The sequence below is a fragment of the Spiribacter aquaticus genome (assembly GCF_007625215.1).
Classification (GTDB): domain Bacteria; phylum Pseudomonadota; class Gammaproteobacteria; order Nitrococcales; family Nitrococcaceae; genus Spiribacter; species Spiribacter roseus.
Map to the genome: position 1 here is coordinate 39,095 of NZ_VMKP01000004.1, position 14,925 is coordinate 54,019.

The 14,925-nt window shown below is 66.1% G+C and carries 13 protein-coding genes; 5 read left to right on the plus strand and 8 right to left on the minus strand.

Annotated features, from left to right (window positions below; translation table 11 throughout):
- Window positions 1-4: 4 nt before the first annotated feature.
- Genes frr through rpsB form a run of 4 tightly spaced genes read right to left on the minus strand, consistent with a single transcriptional unit; the run spans window position 5 to window position 3,006 of the window.
- Window positions 5-562: a ribosome recycling factor gene (gene frr / locus FPL11_RS09000; protein WP_110882754.1), complete on the minus strand. Its 558-nt coding sequence runs from the start codon at window positions 560-562 to the stop codon at window positions 5-7.
- Between the two features lie 4 nt (window positions 563-566).
- Window positions 567-1,286: a UMP kinase gene (gene pyrH / locus FPL11_RS09005; RefSeq protein ID WP_110882752.1), complete on the minus strand. Its 720-nt coding sequence runs from the start codon at window positions 1,284-1,286 to the stop codon at window positions 567-569.
- Between the two features lie 11 nt (window positions 1,287-1,297).
- Window positions 1,298-2,182, minus strand: coding sequence for a translation elongation factor Ts (tsf, locus tag FPL11_RS09010; RefSeq protein WP_144348316.1), 885 nt, complete (start codon window positions 2,180-2,182; stop codon window positions 1,298-1,300).
- A 26-nt stretch (window positions 2,183-2,208) separates the two neighbouring features.
- Window positions 2,209-3,006: a 30S ribosomal protein S2 gene (rpsB, locus tag FPL11_RS09015; protein ID WP_144348317.1), complete on the minus strand. Its 798-nt coding sequence runs from the start codon at window positions 3,004-3,006 to the stop codon at window positions 2,209-2,211.
- A 166-nt stretch (window positions 3,007-3,172) separates the two neighbouring features.
- On the opposite strand from rpsB, the gene map reads away from it, so the two are divergent.
- From map to dapE, 5 genes are read left to right on the plus strand one after another with little or no spacing between them, the layout of a single operon-like run.
- The gene (gene map, locus FPL11_RS09020; protein ID WP_110882747.1) at window positions 3,173-3,931 is read left to right on the plus strand and encodes a type I methionyl aminopeptidase; all 759 of its coding nucleotides are present in this window, start codon (window positions 3,173-3,175) and stop codon (window positions 3,929-3,931) included.
- A 1-nt stretch (window position 3,932) separates the two neighbouring features.
- The gene (gene glnD / locus FPL11_RS09025; RefSeq protein ID WP_144348318.1) at window positions 3,933-6,650 is read left to right on the plus strand and encodes a [protein-PII] uridylyltransferase; all 2,718 of its coding nucleotides are present in this window, start codon (window positions 3,933-3,935) and stop codon (window positions 6,648-6,650) included.
- Window positions 6,640-7,866, plus strand: a complete 1,227-nt coding sequence (dapC, locus tag FPL11_RS09030; protein ID WP_144348319.1) for a succinyldiaminopimelate transaminase — start codon at window positions 6,640-6,642, stop codon at window positions 7,864-7,866. Before glnD ends, dapC begins: the two co-directional genes overlap by 11 nt.
- Window positions 7,867-7,883: 17 nt before the next feature.
- Window positions 7,884-8,702, plus strand: a complete 819-nt coding sequence (gene dapD, locus FPL11_RS09035) for a 2,3,4,5-tetrahydropyridine-2,6-dicarboxylate N-succinyltransferase (RefSeq protein ID WP_110882741.1) — start codon at window positions 7,884-7,886, stop codon at window positions 8,700-8,702.
- A 15-nt stretch (window positions 8,703-8,717) separates the two neighbouring features.
- Window positions 8,718-9,872: a succinyl-diaminopimelate desuccinylase gene (gene dapE, locus FPL11_RS09040; protein WP_144348320.1), complete on the plus strand. Its 1,155-nt coding sequence runs from the start codon at window positions 8,718-8,720 to the stop codon at window positions 9,870-9,872.
- Here the strand turns inward: dapE and FPL11_RS09045 are convergent.
- From FPL11_RS09045 to dnaK, 4 genes are all read right to left on the minus strand, one after another.
- Window positions 9,832-10,827 (minus strand): NAD(P)/FAD-dependent oxidoreductase, encoded by a 996-nt coding sequence (locus FPL11_RS09045; protein WP_144348321.1) that lies wholly within the window; start codon window positions 10,825-10,827, stop codon window positions 9,832-9,834. The genes dapE and FPL11_RS09045 overlap by 41 nt on opposite strands.
- Before the next feature lie 26 nt (window positions 10,828-10,853).
- Entirely contained in the window at window positions 10,854-11,660 is an 807-nt protein-coding gene (gene dapB / locus FPL11_RS09050; protein WP_144348322.1) for a 4-hydroxy-tetrahydrodipicolinate reductase, read from the minus strand.
- Between the two features lies 1 nt (window position 11,661).
- Window positions 11,662-12,801, minus strand: a complete 1,140-nt coding sequence (gene dnaJ, locus FPL11_RS09055; protein ID WP_110882733.1) for a molecular chaperone DnaJ — start codon at window positions 12,799-12,801, stop codon at window positions 11,662-11,664.
- A 139-nt stretch (window positions 12,802-12,940) separates the two neighbouring features.
- The gene (gene dnaK / locus FPL11_RS09060) at window positions 12,941-14,872 is read right to left on the minus strand and encodes a molecular chaperone DnaK (protein WP_144348323.1); all 1,932 of its coding nucleotides are present in this window, start codon (window positions 14,870-14,872) and stop codon (window positions 12,941-12,943) included.
- Window positions 14,873-14,925: the final 53 nt, after the last annotated feature.

Consider the following 14,925-nt stretch of genomic DNA (forward strand, 5'->3'; position numbering starts at 1 on the left):
GACCCTAGACGGCCATCAGCTCTTCTTCCTTGGCCGAAAGCATCTCGTCAATGGTCTTGACATGCCGATCGGTGAGCTTCTGGATGCGATCCTCGGCCTGCTTCTCCTCGTCCTCGGTAATGTCCTTGTCCTTGAGAAGCTGCTTGAGATCGCCGTTGGCATCACGACGGATGTTGCGGATGGCGACCTTGGCCTGTTCGCCCTCGCCGCGCACCACCTTGACCAGATCCTTGCGCCGTTCCTCGGTCAGCGGCGGCAGCGGTATGCGGATGGTCAATCCCGCGGAGTTGGGCATGAGCCCGAGGTTGGACTCCATGATGGCCTTTTCGATGGGCCCCACCATGCTTTTCTCGAACGGCGTCACCGTCAGCGTCCGCGCGTCGCCCACCGCCACCGAGGCCGCCTGATTGAGCGGGACTTCAGTGCCGTAGTAGCTCACCGTGACCTGGTCGAGCAGGCTGGTGTTCGCCCGTCCGGTGCGGATTTTCTGGAGATCGTTGCGCAGGCTCTCGACGCTTTTATCCATGCGCTGGCCGGCGTCTTTTTCGATGTCCTCGATCATTCGATTACCCTCGCTCGACCCGCGTGCCGACCGCTTCGCCTTCAACGATGCTTGCCAGTGCGCCGGGCCGGTTAATGTCGAATACGATGATAGGCATGTTCTGGTCACGGCACATCACGATCGCGGTCGCATCCATCACGGACAGACGTTCGTCGAGCACGCGGTCGTAGGTGAGACGCTCGTAGCGGAAGGCTGACTCGTCGGTCATCGGATCCGAGGAGTAGACCCCGTCCACCTTGGTGGCCTTGAGCATCAGGTCGGCCCCGATCTCCACCGCCCGGAGGCTCGCCGCCGAATCAGTGGTGAAAAACGGATTCCCGGTGCCCGCGGCCAGGATGACCACCCGGCCTTTTTCGAGATGGCGGATGGCCCGGCGGCGGATGTAGTCCTCGCAGACCTGATTGATCTTGACCGCCGACATCACCCGCGTAAAAACGCCCTCATGTTCGAGGGCGTCCTGCATGGCGAGTCCGTTCATGACGGTGGCGAGCATGCCCATGTGATCGGCGCTCACCCGGTCCATACCCGAGGCGGCGAGACCCGCCCCACGAAAGATGTTGCCCCCGCCGATCACCAGCGCCACCTCGACGCCACGATCGATCAGGGCATGGACCTCGGCGGCGAGACGGCGCAGCACCACCGGGTCGATGCCGTACTCGGCATTGCCGAGCAGTGCCTCGCCACTGAGCTTGAGCAGGATGCGTTTATAGACGGGATCTGCCATCGAACGACTCCTCAGGTGCCCTGAATCGTCGCGGCCACCTCTTCGGCGAAGTTCTCCTGCTTTTTCTCGATGCCCTCTCCCACCTCGAGGCGGGTGAAGTTGATCACTCGGGCCCCTTTGGCCTCGAGCAGGGCCTCGACGGTCTGATCCGGATCCTTCACGAAGGGCTGACCCAGCAGCGTGATCTCCGCCAGCCACTTGCGCAGACGGCCCTCGACCATTTTATCGATAATCTCCGGCGGCTTGCCCGATGCCTCGGCCTGCGCGACGAGCACCTCGCGCTCACTGGCGGCCCGCTCCTCGGGGACATCGTCGACACTGACGCAGACCGGCCGGCTGGCGGCGATGTGCATGCACAGATCCCGCCCGAGTGCCTCGTCACCGCCTTCGATCTCGATGAGCACGCCGATGCGGCTGCCATGCAGGTAGTGATGGACCTGCGCCGAGTCATTCGCGTAGCGCTGGAACCGTCGGACCTGGATGTTCTCGCCGATCCGGGCCACCAGCTCTTTCTGCGCCAGCTCGACGGACTCGCCCCCGGCGTTGAACGGCAGCGCCATCAACGCTTCAAGGTCGGCCGGGTCATCGGCCAGAATCCGCTCGACCACCTGCGCGGCGAAGGCCTTGAAGTCGTCGCCGTTGGCGACGAAATCGGTCTCGCTGTTGATCTCGACGATGGCGCCGCTGTGGCCGTCGTCGGCGATCTTTGCGACGACCGCTCCGTCAGCGGCCACACGGTCGGCTTTCTTATCGGCCTTGGCCAGGCCGCGCTTACGCATGTGCTCGACCGCGGCCTCCATGTCGCCGTCGGTCTCCACCAGCGCTTTCTTGCACTCCATCATGCCGGCGCCGGTACGCTCACGCAGATCCTTGACCTGTTGTGCGCTAATTGCCATTCGATGCTTCCTCTGTCCGTGTCAGATTAACCGGCGGTCTGCTCGCCGCTGGTGTCGGTTTCGTCATTGGCCGGCGCCTCGGCCGCCGCCGGCTCCCCCGGCAGCTCGACGAACTCGTCGTCGCCGGCCGGCGCCTGGGCAGTGCTCATGCGCGCATCAAGGATGGCGTCCGAGATCCCCCGCAGGTACAGACGAATGGCACGGATGGCGTCGTCGTTGCCGGGCACGACGTAGTCGACCTCACGCGGGCTGTTGTTGGTGTCCACGACAGCCACCACCGGAATGCCGAGCTTGCGCGCTTCCTGGATGGCGATCTTCTCGTAACCGACGTCAATCACGAACAGCGCGTCCGGCAGTGACTCCATGTTGACGATGCCGCCGAACGAGCGCTCGAGCTTGTCCATCTCGCGCTGCAGGGAGAGGACCTCGCGCTTGCCAAGCTTCTCGAAGGTGCCATCGGTCTTCTGCTGCTGCAGCTCCTTGAACCGGCGGATCGAGCGCTTGACCGTGCGGAAGTTGGTCAGCATGCCGCCCAGCCAGCGGTGGTTGACGTAGGGCATGCCGCAGCGCTCGGCCTCTTCGCGGACCGCGTCCTGCGCGGCACGCTTGGTGCCCACGAACAGGATGCGCCCGCCGTTGGCGGCGAGCTTGCCGGCATAGTTCACGGCATCCTCGTAGAGCGGCAGGCTCTTTTCGAGGTTGACGATATGAATCTTGTTGCGGTGGCCGAAGATATAGGGAGCCATCTTCGGATCCCAGTACCGCGTCTGGTGGCCGAAATGCACGCCGGCCTCCAGCATCTGGCGCATGGTCACTTTCGCCATGTCTGTAAACTCCTTGTGGTGGGTTGAGCCTCCATGCACCCGCAACTGACAACCTCGAGGGCACCCAGCCAGTCGTGTCGGTACATGTGTGGTTTCTGGATTGAATTGCCCAAATGGCGCGGCATTTATACCATAGGCGGCTCACAGCGACAATTTGAAAGCCCTCATGACCATCACCACCAAGTCTGCCGCCGAGATCGAGAAGATGCGCGAGGCCGGTGCCCGCGCCGCCGCGGTGCTCGACATGATCGCCGAGCATGTGCGGCCCGGCGTGACCACCGCCGAACTCGATCGGCTCTGCCACGAGAAAATCGACGCCATGGGCGACATCCCGGCGCCGCTCAACTACCGTGGTTTTCCGAAAGCCACCTGCATCTCGGTCAATCACGTGATCTGCCATGGCATTCCCGGCAGCAAAAAGCTCAAGCGCGGCGACATCCTCAACATCGACATCACGGTGATCCACGACGGCTGGCACGGCGATACCAGCCGGATGTACTTTGCCGGTGATCCGGGGGTCCAGGCCCGCCGCGTCAGCCGGGTGGCCTTCGATGCGCTCCATGCCGGCATCGATCAGGTCCGGCCGGGCGCGCGGCTGGGGGACATCGGCCACGCCATCCAGACCCTCGCCGAGGCTGAAGGCTGCTCGGTGGTCCGCGAGTACTGTGGTCACGGCATCGGGCGCGGCTTTCACGAAGACCCGCAGGTGCTGCATCACGGCCAGCCCGGCACCGGCGAGGTCCTCAAGCCGGGCATGACCTTCACCATCGAGCCGATGATCAATGCCGGGCGCGCCGAAACACGCCTGCTCGGCGATCAGTGGACGGTGGTCACCAAGGACCACAGCCTTTCCGCCCAATGGGAGCACACCGTCGCCGTCACGGATGGGGGCGTCGATATCCTGACCCTCAGCGGCAATCACTGACATGGTCGCCGTGACCGCGACCGATGCCGGTCCTGCGCCGGTGGTTGACCGGCAGCTGCTCGACCTTGACGCCCTTGATCGGGCACTGGCCCGCGGCGACGACATCACACCGATCCTGCAGGGCGCGCTGCGTGACGCCGACGAAACCCTCAGCGCCCGGTTCCTGGACGGCGAGCCGGCGCTCAAGCTGGTTCCCCTGCGCGCTGCGGTGATGGATGCGGTGGTCACGCGGGCATGGGCGCTGTGCCTGGGGGATCTGGCCGGTGCGGCCTGTCTGGTGGCCGTGGGGGGTTACGGCCGCGGAGAACTGCATCCCGGTTCGGACACGGATCTGATGATCATCATCCCCACGCCGCTGCCCGGCCCGCTCGAGGCGCGATTGAGCGACCTGGTCACCCGGCTCTGGGACATCGGCCTCGAGGTCGGCCACAGCGTGCGCAGCGTGGAAGACTGTGTGACCCAGGCCGAAGCGGATATCACCGTGGCCACCAATCTGATGGAGGCCCGGCCGCTTGCCGGCGACCGGTCGCTGTTCGCGGCGATGGAAGCCGCCACCAGCCCCTACCACATCTGGTCGGGACCGGCTTTTTTTGAAGCCAAGCGGGCCGAACAACAGCGCCGCCACGAGCGCTACGACGACACGGCCTACAACCTGGAGCCCAACCTCAAGGAGGGCCCCGGCGGGCTGCGCGACATCCACATGATCGGCTGGGTGGCGAAGCGGCACTTCAATGCCGGTGCGCTGAGTGATCTGGTCGACCTGGGATTCCTCAGCGAAAGCGAGTACGAGGAGCTCATCCAGGGCCAGCATTTTCTCTGGGACATCCGCTTCGCCCTGCATGGCCTCGCCGGGCGTCGCGAAGACCGGCTGCTGTTCGACTACCAGGCCGATCTGGCCCGCCAGTTCGGCTACAAGGATGCCACGCACACCCTGGCCGTCGAGCAGTTCATGCAGCGTTACTATCGCATGATCAAGCGTCTATCGCGTCTTAATGAGATGTTGCTGCAGCTCTACGAAGAGACCATTCTCTACACCGACGTCGACGAAAAGCCGCAGCTGCTCAACAAGCGCTTTCAGGTCAAGCGCGGCTTCATTGAAATCACCCATCGGCAGGTCTTTCAGCGCTATCCGTTCGCCATGCTGGAGCTGTTCCTGCTGATGCAGCAGCACCCGGAAATCCGCGGCATCCGCGCGGCCACGATCCGCCAGCTGCGTGCCCACCGCGACCGCATCAGTCCGGCGTTCCGTCGGGATCTGCGGGCACGGAGTCTGTTCATGGAAATCTTCCGACAGCCCGTGGGGATCACCCACGCGCTGCGGCGCATGCACAGCCACGGCATTCTGGGGCGCTATATCCCGGCGTTCGCCGCGATCACCGGGCGCATGCAGTATGACCTGTTCCACGTCTACACCGTCGACACCCACACGCTCATGGTGGTCAGCAACCTGCGCCGGCTGAGCGTGCCCGAGCATCGCGACGAATTCCCGCAACTCAGCGAAATCCACTCGCGACTGCCCAAGCCCGAGCTGCTGTATCTGGCCGCCCTGTTCCATGACATCGCCAAGGGCCGCGGCGGCGATCACTCCGAGCTGGGCGCCGAGGACGCCTATGCCTTCTGCCTGCAGCACGGGCTGTCGCGCTATGACTGCCGCTTTGTCGCCTGGCTGGTGCGCAAGCACCTGCTGATGTCGATGACCGCGCAGCGGCGCGATATCAGTGACCCCGGCGTCATCAACGAATTCGCCGGCGAAGTGGGCGACCTCAAGCACCTCGAATATCTGTACCTGCTGACCGTGGCGGACATCCGCGCCACCGATGCCAAGCTCTGGAACACCTGGCGCAAGTCCCTGCTCCATGAGCTGTATCGGCGCACCGCACGGGCCCTGCGACGTGGGCTCGGCCAGCCCATCGACGAGGACGAGCTGGTCGCCGAGGCCCAGCATCGGGCGCGCGAGCTGCTACGGCGCAAGGGCCTGCACCATATGACCGTGCGCTCGATCTGGCGGCATTTCACCCCGGACTATTTCCTGCGCTACTCGGCGGCCGAAGTGGCCTGGCATACCGAGGCCATCCACGCCGCCGGCAATGCCGCGCACGAGCCCCTCGTACTGATCGAGCCGGACGCCCAGCGCGGGGGGATCGAGGTATTCATCTACACCCGCGACCGCGACAACATCTTCGCCCTGGCGGTCTCGGCACTGGACCGCCTGAGCCTGGATATTCTCGATGCGCGGATCATCACCACCGATAACGGCTACACCCTGGACAGTTTCCTGGTGCAGATGCCGCAGGGCGGCGGCGCGGATCGGGCCGGGCTGGTGGAGACACTGCGCGTGACGCTGCGCGATCACCTGCACGATCCACAGACACTGCCCGAACCCGCCACCGGCGAAACGCCGCGTCGCCTGCGCCACTTCAACACCGACACCCAGATCGACTTCAGCGACGACACACGCAATCACCGCACGGTCATGGAACTGATCGCCGGCGACCAGCCGGGACTGCTGGCTCAGGTGGGCTATACCCTGGCCCGCCACGGGCTGCGGGTGCAGAACGCCAAGATCGCCACCCTGGGTGAACGTGCCGAGGATGTGTTCTTCATCACCGACGACGCCAATGCGCCACTCACCAGCGCGACGCGCCAGCAGTTGCGGGCCGAGCTGCTGAGCGCATTTGAGGAAGACGGCGACATCATGCGGAGGGGCGATGGCGTCTGATCAGCAACGGCCGGGCCAGGCGGGTCTCAGCCACCTTCAGCCGTACCCGTTCGAGCGCCTCCGTGCCCTGCTTGCGGACATCACTCCGCCGGCGGATCGCGAGCCGGTGGCGCTGTCCATTGGCGAGCCCCGCCATCCGGTGCCGGACTGGATCACCCGGGCCGCCGCCGACGCGCTGCATGACAGCCTGGGGCGGTACCCCGCCAGTGCGGGTCAGCCGGCGCTGCGCGAGACCATCGCAGGCTGGATCCGCCGACGCTTTCAACTGACCGACGGCGCCATTGATCCCGATCGCCACATCCTCCCGGCCGCCGGTACCCGGGAAGCCCTGTTTGCCGTGACCCAGGCACTGCTCAACCCCGCTGAACGGCCCGATGTGGCCATGCCCAACCCGTTTTATCAGATCTACGAGGGCGCGGCGCTGCTGGCCGGCGGCGTCCCGAGACTGCTCAACACGGACCCGGCGGGCGGACTGCCATCACTGGACGACTGGCAGGCGGCCGACTGGGCACGCTGCGGACTCATCTATCTATGCAGCCCGGGCAACCCCACGGGCCGGGTCATTCCGCAGACGTTCTGGGAGAAGCTCTTCGAGCAACAGGACCGCCACGGTTTCGTGATCGCGGCCGACGAGTGTTACAGCGAACTCTACCGCGATGAATCCAATCCGCCGCTGGGCCTGTTGCAGGCCTGCCAGGCGGCCGGCCGCACGGACTTCGCCGGCTGTCTCGTCTTCCACAGCCTGTCGAAGCGCTCCAATGTTCCGGGACTACGCTCCGGCTTCATCGCTGGTGACGCCCGACTGATCGCGTCTTTTCGCGCCTACCGCACCTATCAGGGCTGCGCCCTGCCGCTGCATGTGCAGCAGGCCAGCCGCGCGGCCTGGCAGGATGAGGCCCACGTGGCCGCGAATCGCGCCGCCTATCGCGACAAGTTCGAGCGCGCCCGCTCGATCATCGGCGATATCTGTCCCTATCAAGACCCTGAAGCGGGCTTTTATATCTGGTTACCGGTCCCCGACGGCGATGACGAGGCCTTCACCCGCGGGCTCTACCGCGACACCGGCGTGACCGTGCTGCCGGGACGCTACCTGTCACGGCCCACGCCCGCGGGCGACCCCGGGCGGGGTCATGCGCGCCTGGCGCTGGTGGCCGAGACCCCGGTCTGCGAGGATGCGCTACATCGCATCCGCCATTTTATTGAACACTCGTACTGACCCACGGAGCCGACTGCATGGAATCCATCCAGGAAATCATTGAAACCGCCTTTGAGCGGCGCGATACCCTCAACCCCGCCGACGCGCCCGCTGAGCTGCATGCCGCCGTGCGGGACGCCCTCGGGCGACTCGACCGCGGCGAGGCGCGGGTGGCCGAGCCGGTCGACGGTGACTGGCAGGTCAATGAATGGCTCAAAAAGGCGGTCCTGCTGTCGTTCCGCCTCACCCCCAATCAGCGCATCCGCGGCGGTGAAACCGATTACTTCGACAAGGTCGCCATGAAGTACGCCGATTACAGCAGCGCCGACTTCGAGGCCGATGGCGTGCGGGTCGTGCCGCCGGCCGCGGCGCGCCGCGGCGCCTACATCGCTGACGGCGTGGTGCTGATGCCCTCCTACGTCAACATCGGCGCCTACGTCGACCGTGGGACGATGGTGGACACCTGGGCCACTGTCGGCTCCTGCGCGCAGATCGGCCGGAACGTGCACCTGTCTGGCGGCGCGGGCATCGGCGGGGTCCTCGAGCCGCTGCAGGCCAATCCGACCATCATCGAGGATGACTGCTTCATCGGCGCCCGCTCGGAGATTGTCGAGGGCGTTCGGGTCGAACAGGGCGCGGTGATCTCGATGGGCGTTTTCATCGGCCAGAGCACCCGCATCTACAACCGCGAGACCGGCGAGATCCTGTACGGCCGTGTCCCGGCCGGCGCTGTGGTGGTCCCCGGCAACCTGCCCGCCGCGGACGGCAGTCACAGCCTCTATTGCGCGGTCATCATCAAGCAGGTTGATGCGAAGACCCGGGCCAAGGTCGGCATCAACGAGCTGCTGCGCCCCTGAGGCGGCACTCCGACAATGGCCAGCGAGGTTTCGACACAACAGGCCATTGCCCTGACCGAGGCACTGGTCGCGCGCGCCTCGGTGACACCGGAGGATGCCGGCTGCCAGACACTGGTGGCTGAACATCTGGCCGCTGCGGGGTTTGCCATCGAATGGCTGCCGCGGGGGCCGGTCAGCAACCTGCTGGCCATCCGGGGGGACGAAGGACCGGTGCTGCTGTTTCTCGGCCACACCGATGTCGTCCCCGCCGGGCCGGCGGATGCCTGGACATCACCCCCCTTCGAGCCGACCCGGCGCGACGGTCACCTCTACGGACGCGGCAGCACCGACATGAAGGCCAGTGTGGCGGCCTTTGTCACGGCCTGTGAGGCGGTGGCCGCCACCACACACATGCGCATCGCCGTTGCCCTGACCAGCGACGAGGAAGGCCCGGCGCAGGACGGCATCCGCGCCATCGCCCCACTGATCCATGAACGGCTGAGCGGCATCGACTGGTGCCTTGTCGGCGAGCCGAGCAGCCAGACCCGCCTTGGTGACACGGTACGGGTGGGGCGCCGGGGCTCACTGAGTGGCGAGATCACCGTCACCGGCCACCAGGGGCATGTGGCTTACCCCGCTCAGGCGGACAACCCACTGCACCGACTGATGCCGCTCATGGCCGAGCTCGCTGCGACGCGCTGGGATGACGGCACCCGTGAGTTCCCGCCCACCGGATTGCAGATCACCGGTGTCGGCGCCGCCACCGATGCCATCAACGTCATCCCGGGGCAGGCATCGGCCCGCTTCAACCTGCGCTACTCGCCCGCCAGCACGGCCGAGGGCCTGCAGCAGCGGATCCATTCAATGGCCGATGCCCATGCTCCCGGTGCCACCGTTGACTGGAAACATTCCGCAGCGCCCTTTTCAAGTGAACCGGGCGCCCTGCGACGGGCCATCGAGGCGGTGATCACCGATCGCAGCGGCACGCCCCCGGGGGCGGACACGGCCGGCGGCACCTCCGACGGCCGGTTCATTGCGCCGCTGGGCGCCGAGGTCGTGGAGTTTGGTCCGGTCAACCAGAGCATTCACCAGATCGATGAACGGGTCGCGCTGGAGGCCATCGGCCAGCTTGCCGAGGACTACGCAGCCATCATTCAGCGTCTGGATCAGCCCGGCCGGCCGCGAGACTGATCAGCCGTCGGGCGGCTGCTCGGCCGCTGCGCCACGCCCCCTCGACGCGGCCGTCAACCACCCAGTCGCCGGCACACAACAGCTGATCGTGCTCGAGATAACCCGCCGGCTCGGCCAGGGCCCGGCGCGAGCGGGCAAACCGCCAGCGATGAACGAACCGGTCGCTCACCGATGGCCGGCGTCGCGTCAGTTCGGCGAACGCCTGCGTCAGGTATTCGCCGACGGCGTCTTCGGACCATTCGATATTCGCCTCGCTCCAGGCATCGGTGGCGTGCAGCGTCCAGATCTCCGGGGTCTGCGGGCGCTGGGGACGGGCGCCCAGCCGCGCCACCCAGCCCAGCGGACCACTGCTCGGAAAGCCGGCGTCAAACGCCAGATTGAGGGGCTCATCCAGCACCAGTCCCGCCGCCCAGCAGGGTTTCATGGGCGCTTCCACCGCACGCGCCGCGAGGCGCGGACTGGGCTCGGCCAGCAGTGACTGGGCCTGGGGCGCGGGCGCGGTCAGCAACACGCCGTCGAATGTTCCCAGCGAATCACCGTGGCGATCCTGAATGGACCAGGCGGATGCCTCGCGGGTGATCTCGCGCACCTGCACCCCGCAGCGCACATCAAGCCCCTCGGCCATGTGCCGGGCCAGCGCGGACATGCGCGGCACCGCCACCAGACGGGCCTGCGCCCGCGCCGGCTGTCCCTCGGGGAGAACCCGCGGCGTCACCGGCCAGGATGCCAACACCCCGGCCTCGCGCCAGTCGTCCACTGCCGCCCGAAACTCTCCGTCGCGGGCGGTGAAATACTGAGTGCCCAGATCAACGCCAGCGTAGGGCGTGCGTTTGCTGACGATGCGTCCCCCGGGCCCCCGGGCCTTATCGAACACCACGGGCTCGAGGCCTGCGTCACTCAGGACGCGGGCCGCGCTCAGACCCGCGAGCCCTGCCCCCACGATGGCAATGCGCATGACTGACTCCGGCGTTTGGCGACGACTCAGTCGCTGAGACCGAGTACATCGTCCATGTCGAATCGGCCGGGAGGCTGGCTGATTACCCAGCGGGCCGCTCGCAGGGCGCCGCGGGCAAAGGTCTCGCGGCTCGCGGCTCGATGCGTGAGTTCGAGCCGCTCACCCTCACCCGCCAGCATGACCGTGTGTTCGCCTACGATATCGCCACCCCGCAGCGCCTGAAAACCGATGGCGCCCACGGGACGCTCCCCGGTCATCCCCTCGCGGGCGTACACCGCGTTCTCCTCCAGATCCACCCCGCGCCCATCGGCCACCGACTGGCCCAGCGCCCGGGCCGTCCCGGAGGGCGCATCGCGCTTGCCGCGATGGTGCGCCTCGACGATCTCGACATCGTAGTCACTGCCGAGTGCGGCCGCCGCGGTCCGCACCAGGCGCTGCAGGAGCGTGACCCCGCTGCTGTAATTGGCGGCGAACACCACCGGCAGACGCCGGGCGGTGGCATCAATGGCCTGGATCCCGTCCGCATCCACCCCCGTGGTGCCGATCACGAGCGCGCAACCCCGCGAGCGGGCGGCGGTCAGATTGTCGGCCAATGCCGCCGGCAGGGTGAAATCGATCGCGACATCGGCATCGGCCAGGGCCGCTTCCGCGGAGGCGGTCAGGGTGACATCGAGCGCCCCGCAACCCGCGAGCAGACCGGCATCGCTGCCCACGGAGGGACTGTCCGCGCGGGTGGTGGCCCCGACCAGCTGCAGGTCGTCGGCGGCGGCAACCAGCCCGATCAATGTTCGGCCCATCCGGCCGGATGCCCCGAGGATCGCCACTTTCGTCATGTCAGAGCTTCATCCGATCAAAAAACGACTTCACCGTATCCAGCCATGAGCTGCCCCGCGGATTATGGTGCTCGCCATCCTGCTCAAGGGTCTCGGAGAGCTCCTCAAGCAGGGCCTTCTGCCGCGCGGTCAGGTTGACCGGCGTCTCGACCATGACCCGGCAGAGCAGATCGCCGTGGGTGCCGCCGCGGACCGGCTTGACGCCCTTGCCACGCACCCGGAAGACCTTGCCCGACTGGGTGCCGGCGGGAATGCGCAGGGTCACCCGGCCCGCCAGCGTGGGGACCTCGATTTCGCCACCGAGCGCTGCGGTGGTCACGCTGAGCGGAATGTCGCAGCGCAGATCCGCCCCTTCGCGGGTGAAGATCGGATGCGGCTTGACCACCATCTCGACGTACAGATCACCGGGCGGACCACCCTGCTCGCCGGGTTCACCCTCACCACTGAGGCGGATGCGATCGCCGGTATCCACACCCGGGGGCACCTGCACGCTCAGGGTCTTCTGGTCGGGCACCGTGCCCTTACCCCGGCACTTGCGGCACGGATCACTGATCACCTGGCCCGTGCCATCACAGCGCGGGCAGGTCTGCTGAATCGAGAAAAATCCCTGCTGTACCCGGACATCGCCATGGCCATTGCAGGTCTGGCAGGTGACCGGCTCACTGCCGGGGGCCGCACCACTGCCGTCGCACTCATCGCAGCGCACCTGGGTGGGAATCTGGATATCCCGATCCACCCCTTGGACCGCCTCTTCGAGCGATATCTCCATGCGATAGCGCAGATCCGCCCCGCGGAAGGCACGCCCGCCGCCGCGACCGCCGCCGAAGATATCACCGAAGACATCCGAGAAAATGTCGGAGAAATCGGCCCCGCCACGACCGAATCCGCCCGCGCCGGGGCCGCCGCCGGCACTCGGGTCGACGCCGGCGTGACCGAACTGGTCGTAGGCCGAGCGCTTCTGCGGGTCGCTGAGGACCTCGTAGGCCTCCTTGACCTCCTTGAAGCGCACCTCGGCATCACCATCATCCGGATTGCGGTCGGGGTGATACTTCATCGCCAGCCGGCGATAGGCCTTTTTGAGGTCGCTTTCCGAGGCATTCTTCGAGACCTCGAGGATTTCGTAATAATCGCGTTTTGCCATGGTGCCCGTTCTAACCGTTGTCGTTGCAGAGTAACGGCCGCCGCGCTAACAGCAAAGGCGCAGGCACCGAGTGCCGGCCGGGGCCAGGCAATCGGTGGGCTGCGCCCTGCCGAAGAAGCGGAAAGGCCGCGATGCGGCTTTACTTCTTCTTGTCGTCGTCCTTGACTTCCTCGAAGTCGGCGTCGACGACGTCCTCCTGATCCGACTCGGCGTTCTCGGCACCGCCCGGCTGCTCGCCGCCGTCAGCGCCGCCCGCGTCGGAGTAGAGCTTCTCGGCAATCTTGCCCGAGGCGGTCGCCAGCGCTTCAGTGGCCGAGTCGATAGCCGCCTTGTCACTGCCCTTCATGGCCTCTTCGAGATTGCTGATCGCCTCTTCAACGGACTGCTTCTCTTCGTCCGAGACCTTGTCACCCGCCTCTTCCAGGCTCTTGCGCGCCCCGTGGATCAGGCCGTCGGCCTGGTTGCGGGCCTCGACCAGCTCGCGGGCCTTGCGATCTTCCTCGGCATTGGTCTCGGCGTCCTCGACCATGCGCTCGATGTCCTCGTCCGAGAGCCCGCCGGAGGCACGGATCTGGATGGACTGCTCCTTGCCGGTGCCCTTGTCCTTGGCGGTGACGTGCAGGATGCCGTTGGCATCGATATCGAAGGTCACCTCGATCTGCGGCACGCCGCGCGGTGCCGGCGGAATGTCGGAGAGATCGAACTTGCCGAGCGACTTGTTATCGCTGGCCATCTCGCGCTCGCCCTGCAGGACGTGCACGGTCACGGCGCCCTGGTTGTCCTCGGCGGTGGAGAACACCTGATTGGCCTTGGTCGGGATCGTGGTGTTCTTCTCGATGAGCTTGGTCATCACGCCGCCCAGCGTCTCGATGCCGAGGGACAGCGGCGTCACGTCAAGCAGCAGGACGTCCTTGACGTCGCCACCGAGCACACCGCCCTGGATCGCGGCACCCACTGCGACGGCTTCATCGGGGTTCACGTCCCGGCGCGGATCCTGGTCGAAGAACGACTTGACCGCCTCCTGCACCTTGGGCGTCCGCGTCTGGCCGCCGACCAGGATCACATCATCGACGTCGCTCGCCTTGAGGCCGGCATCCTTGAGGGCCACCTCGCAGGGCTTGATGGTGCGCTTGACCAGATCCTCGATCAGGCTCTCGAGCTTGGCCCGCGTGAGCTTGAGGTTGAGGTGCTTCGGCCCGGTGTTGTCCGCGGTGATGTACGGCAGGTTCACCTCGGTCTGCTGGGCGGAGGACAGCTCGATCTTGGCCTTCTCACCGGCCTCCTTGAGCCGCTGCAGCGCCAGACGGTCGCCGGACAGGTCGATACCCTGGTCCTTCTTGAACTCCGCGATCAGGTAGTCAATGACCGCGCGGTCAAAGTCCTCGCCGCCCAGGAACGTGTCACCGTTGGTGGACAGCACTTCGAACTGGTGCTCGCCTTCGACTTCGGCGATCTCAATGATCGACACGTCGAAGGTGCCGCCGCCCAGGTCATAGACTGCGATCTTGCGATCGCCACCCTGCTTGTCGAGTCCGTAGGCGAGCGCCGCCGCGGTGGGCTCGTTAATGATGCGCTTGACCTCGAGCCCGGCGATGCGACCGGCGTCCTTGGTGGCCTGACGCTGGGAGTCATTGAAGTAGGCCGGCACGGTGATCACCGCCTCGGTCACTTCCTCGCCCAGATAATCCTCGGCGGTGCTCTTCATCTTCTGCAGCACCCGCGCAGAAACTTCCGGCGGCGCCATCTTCTTGCCACGCACTTCCACCCACGCATCGGCGTTGTCCGCCTTGACGATGCTGTAGGGCATCTCGCGGACGTCGCGCTGGACGACATCCTCTTCGAATTTGCGCCCGATCAGTCGCTTGATCGCATGCAGCGTGTTCTCGGGGTTGGTCACCGCCTGCCGCTTGGCCGCGGCGCCGACGAGCACCTCGCCGTCTTCAGTGAAGGCCACGGTGGAGGGCGTGGTGCGATCGCCTTCCGCGTTTTCAATGACGCGGGACGTCCCGCTCTCCATCACGGCGACGCAGGAATTGGTGGTTCCCAAGTCGATGCCTATGATCTTACCCATCAGTGATTGCTCCTCAATGTCCTGGAATTCGTGTCGTCAGGTGATCTGGTGCC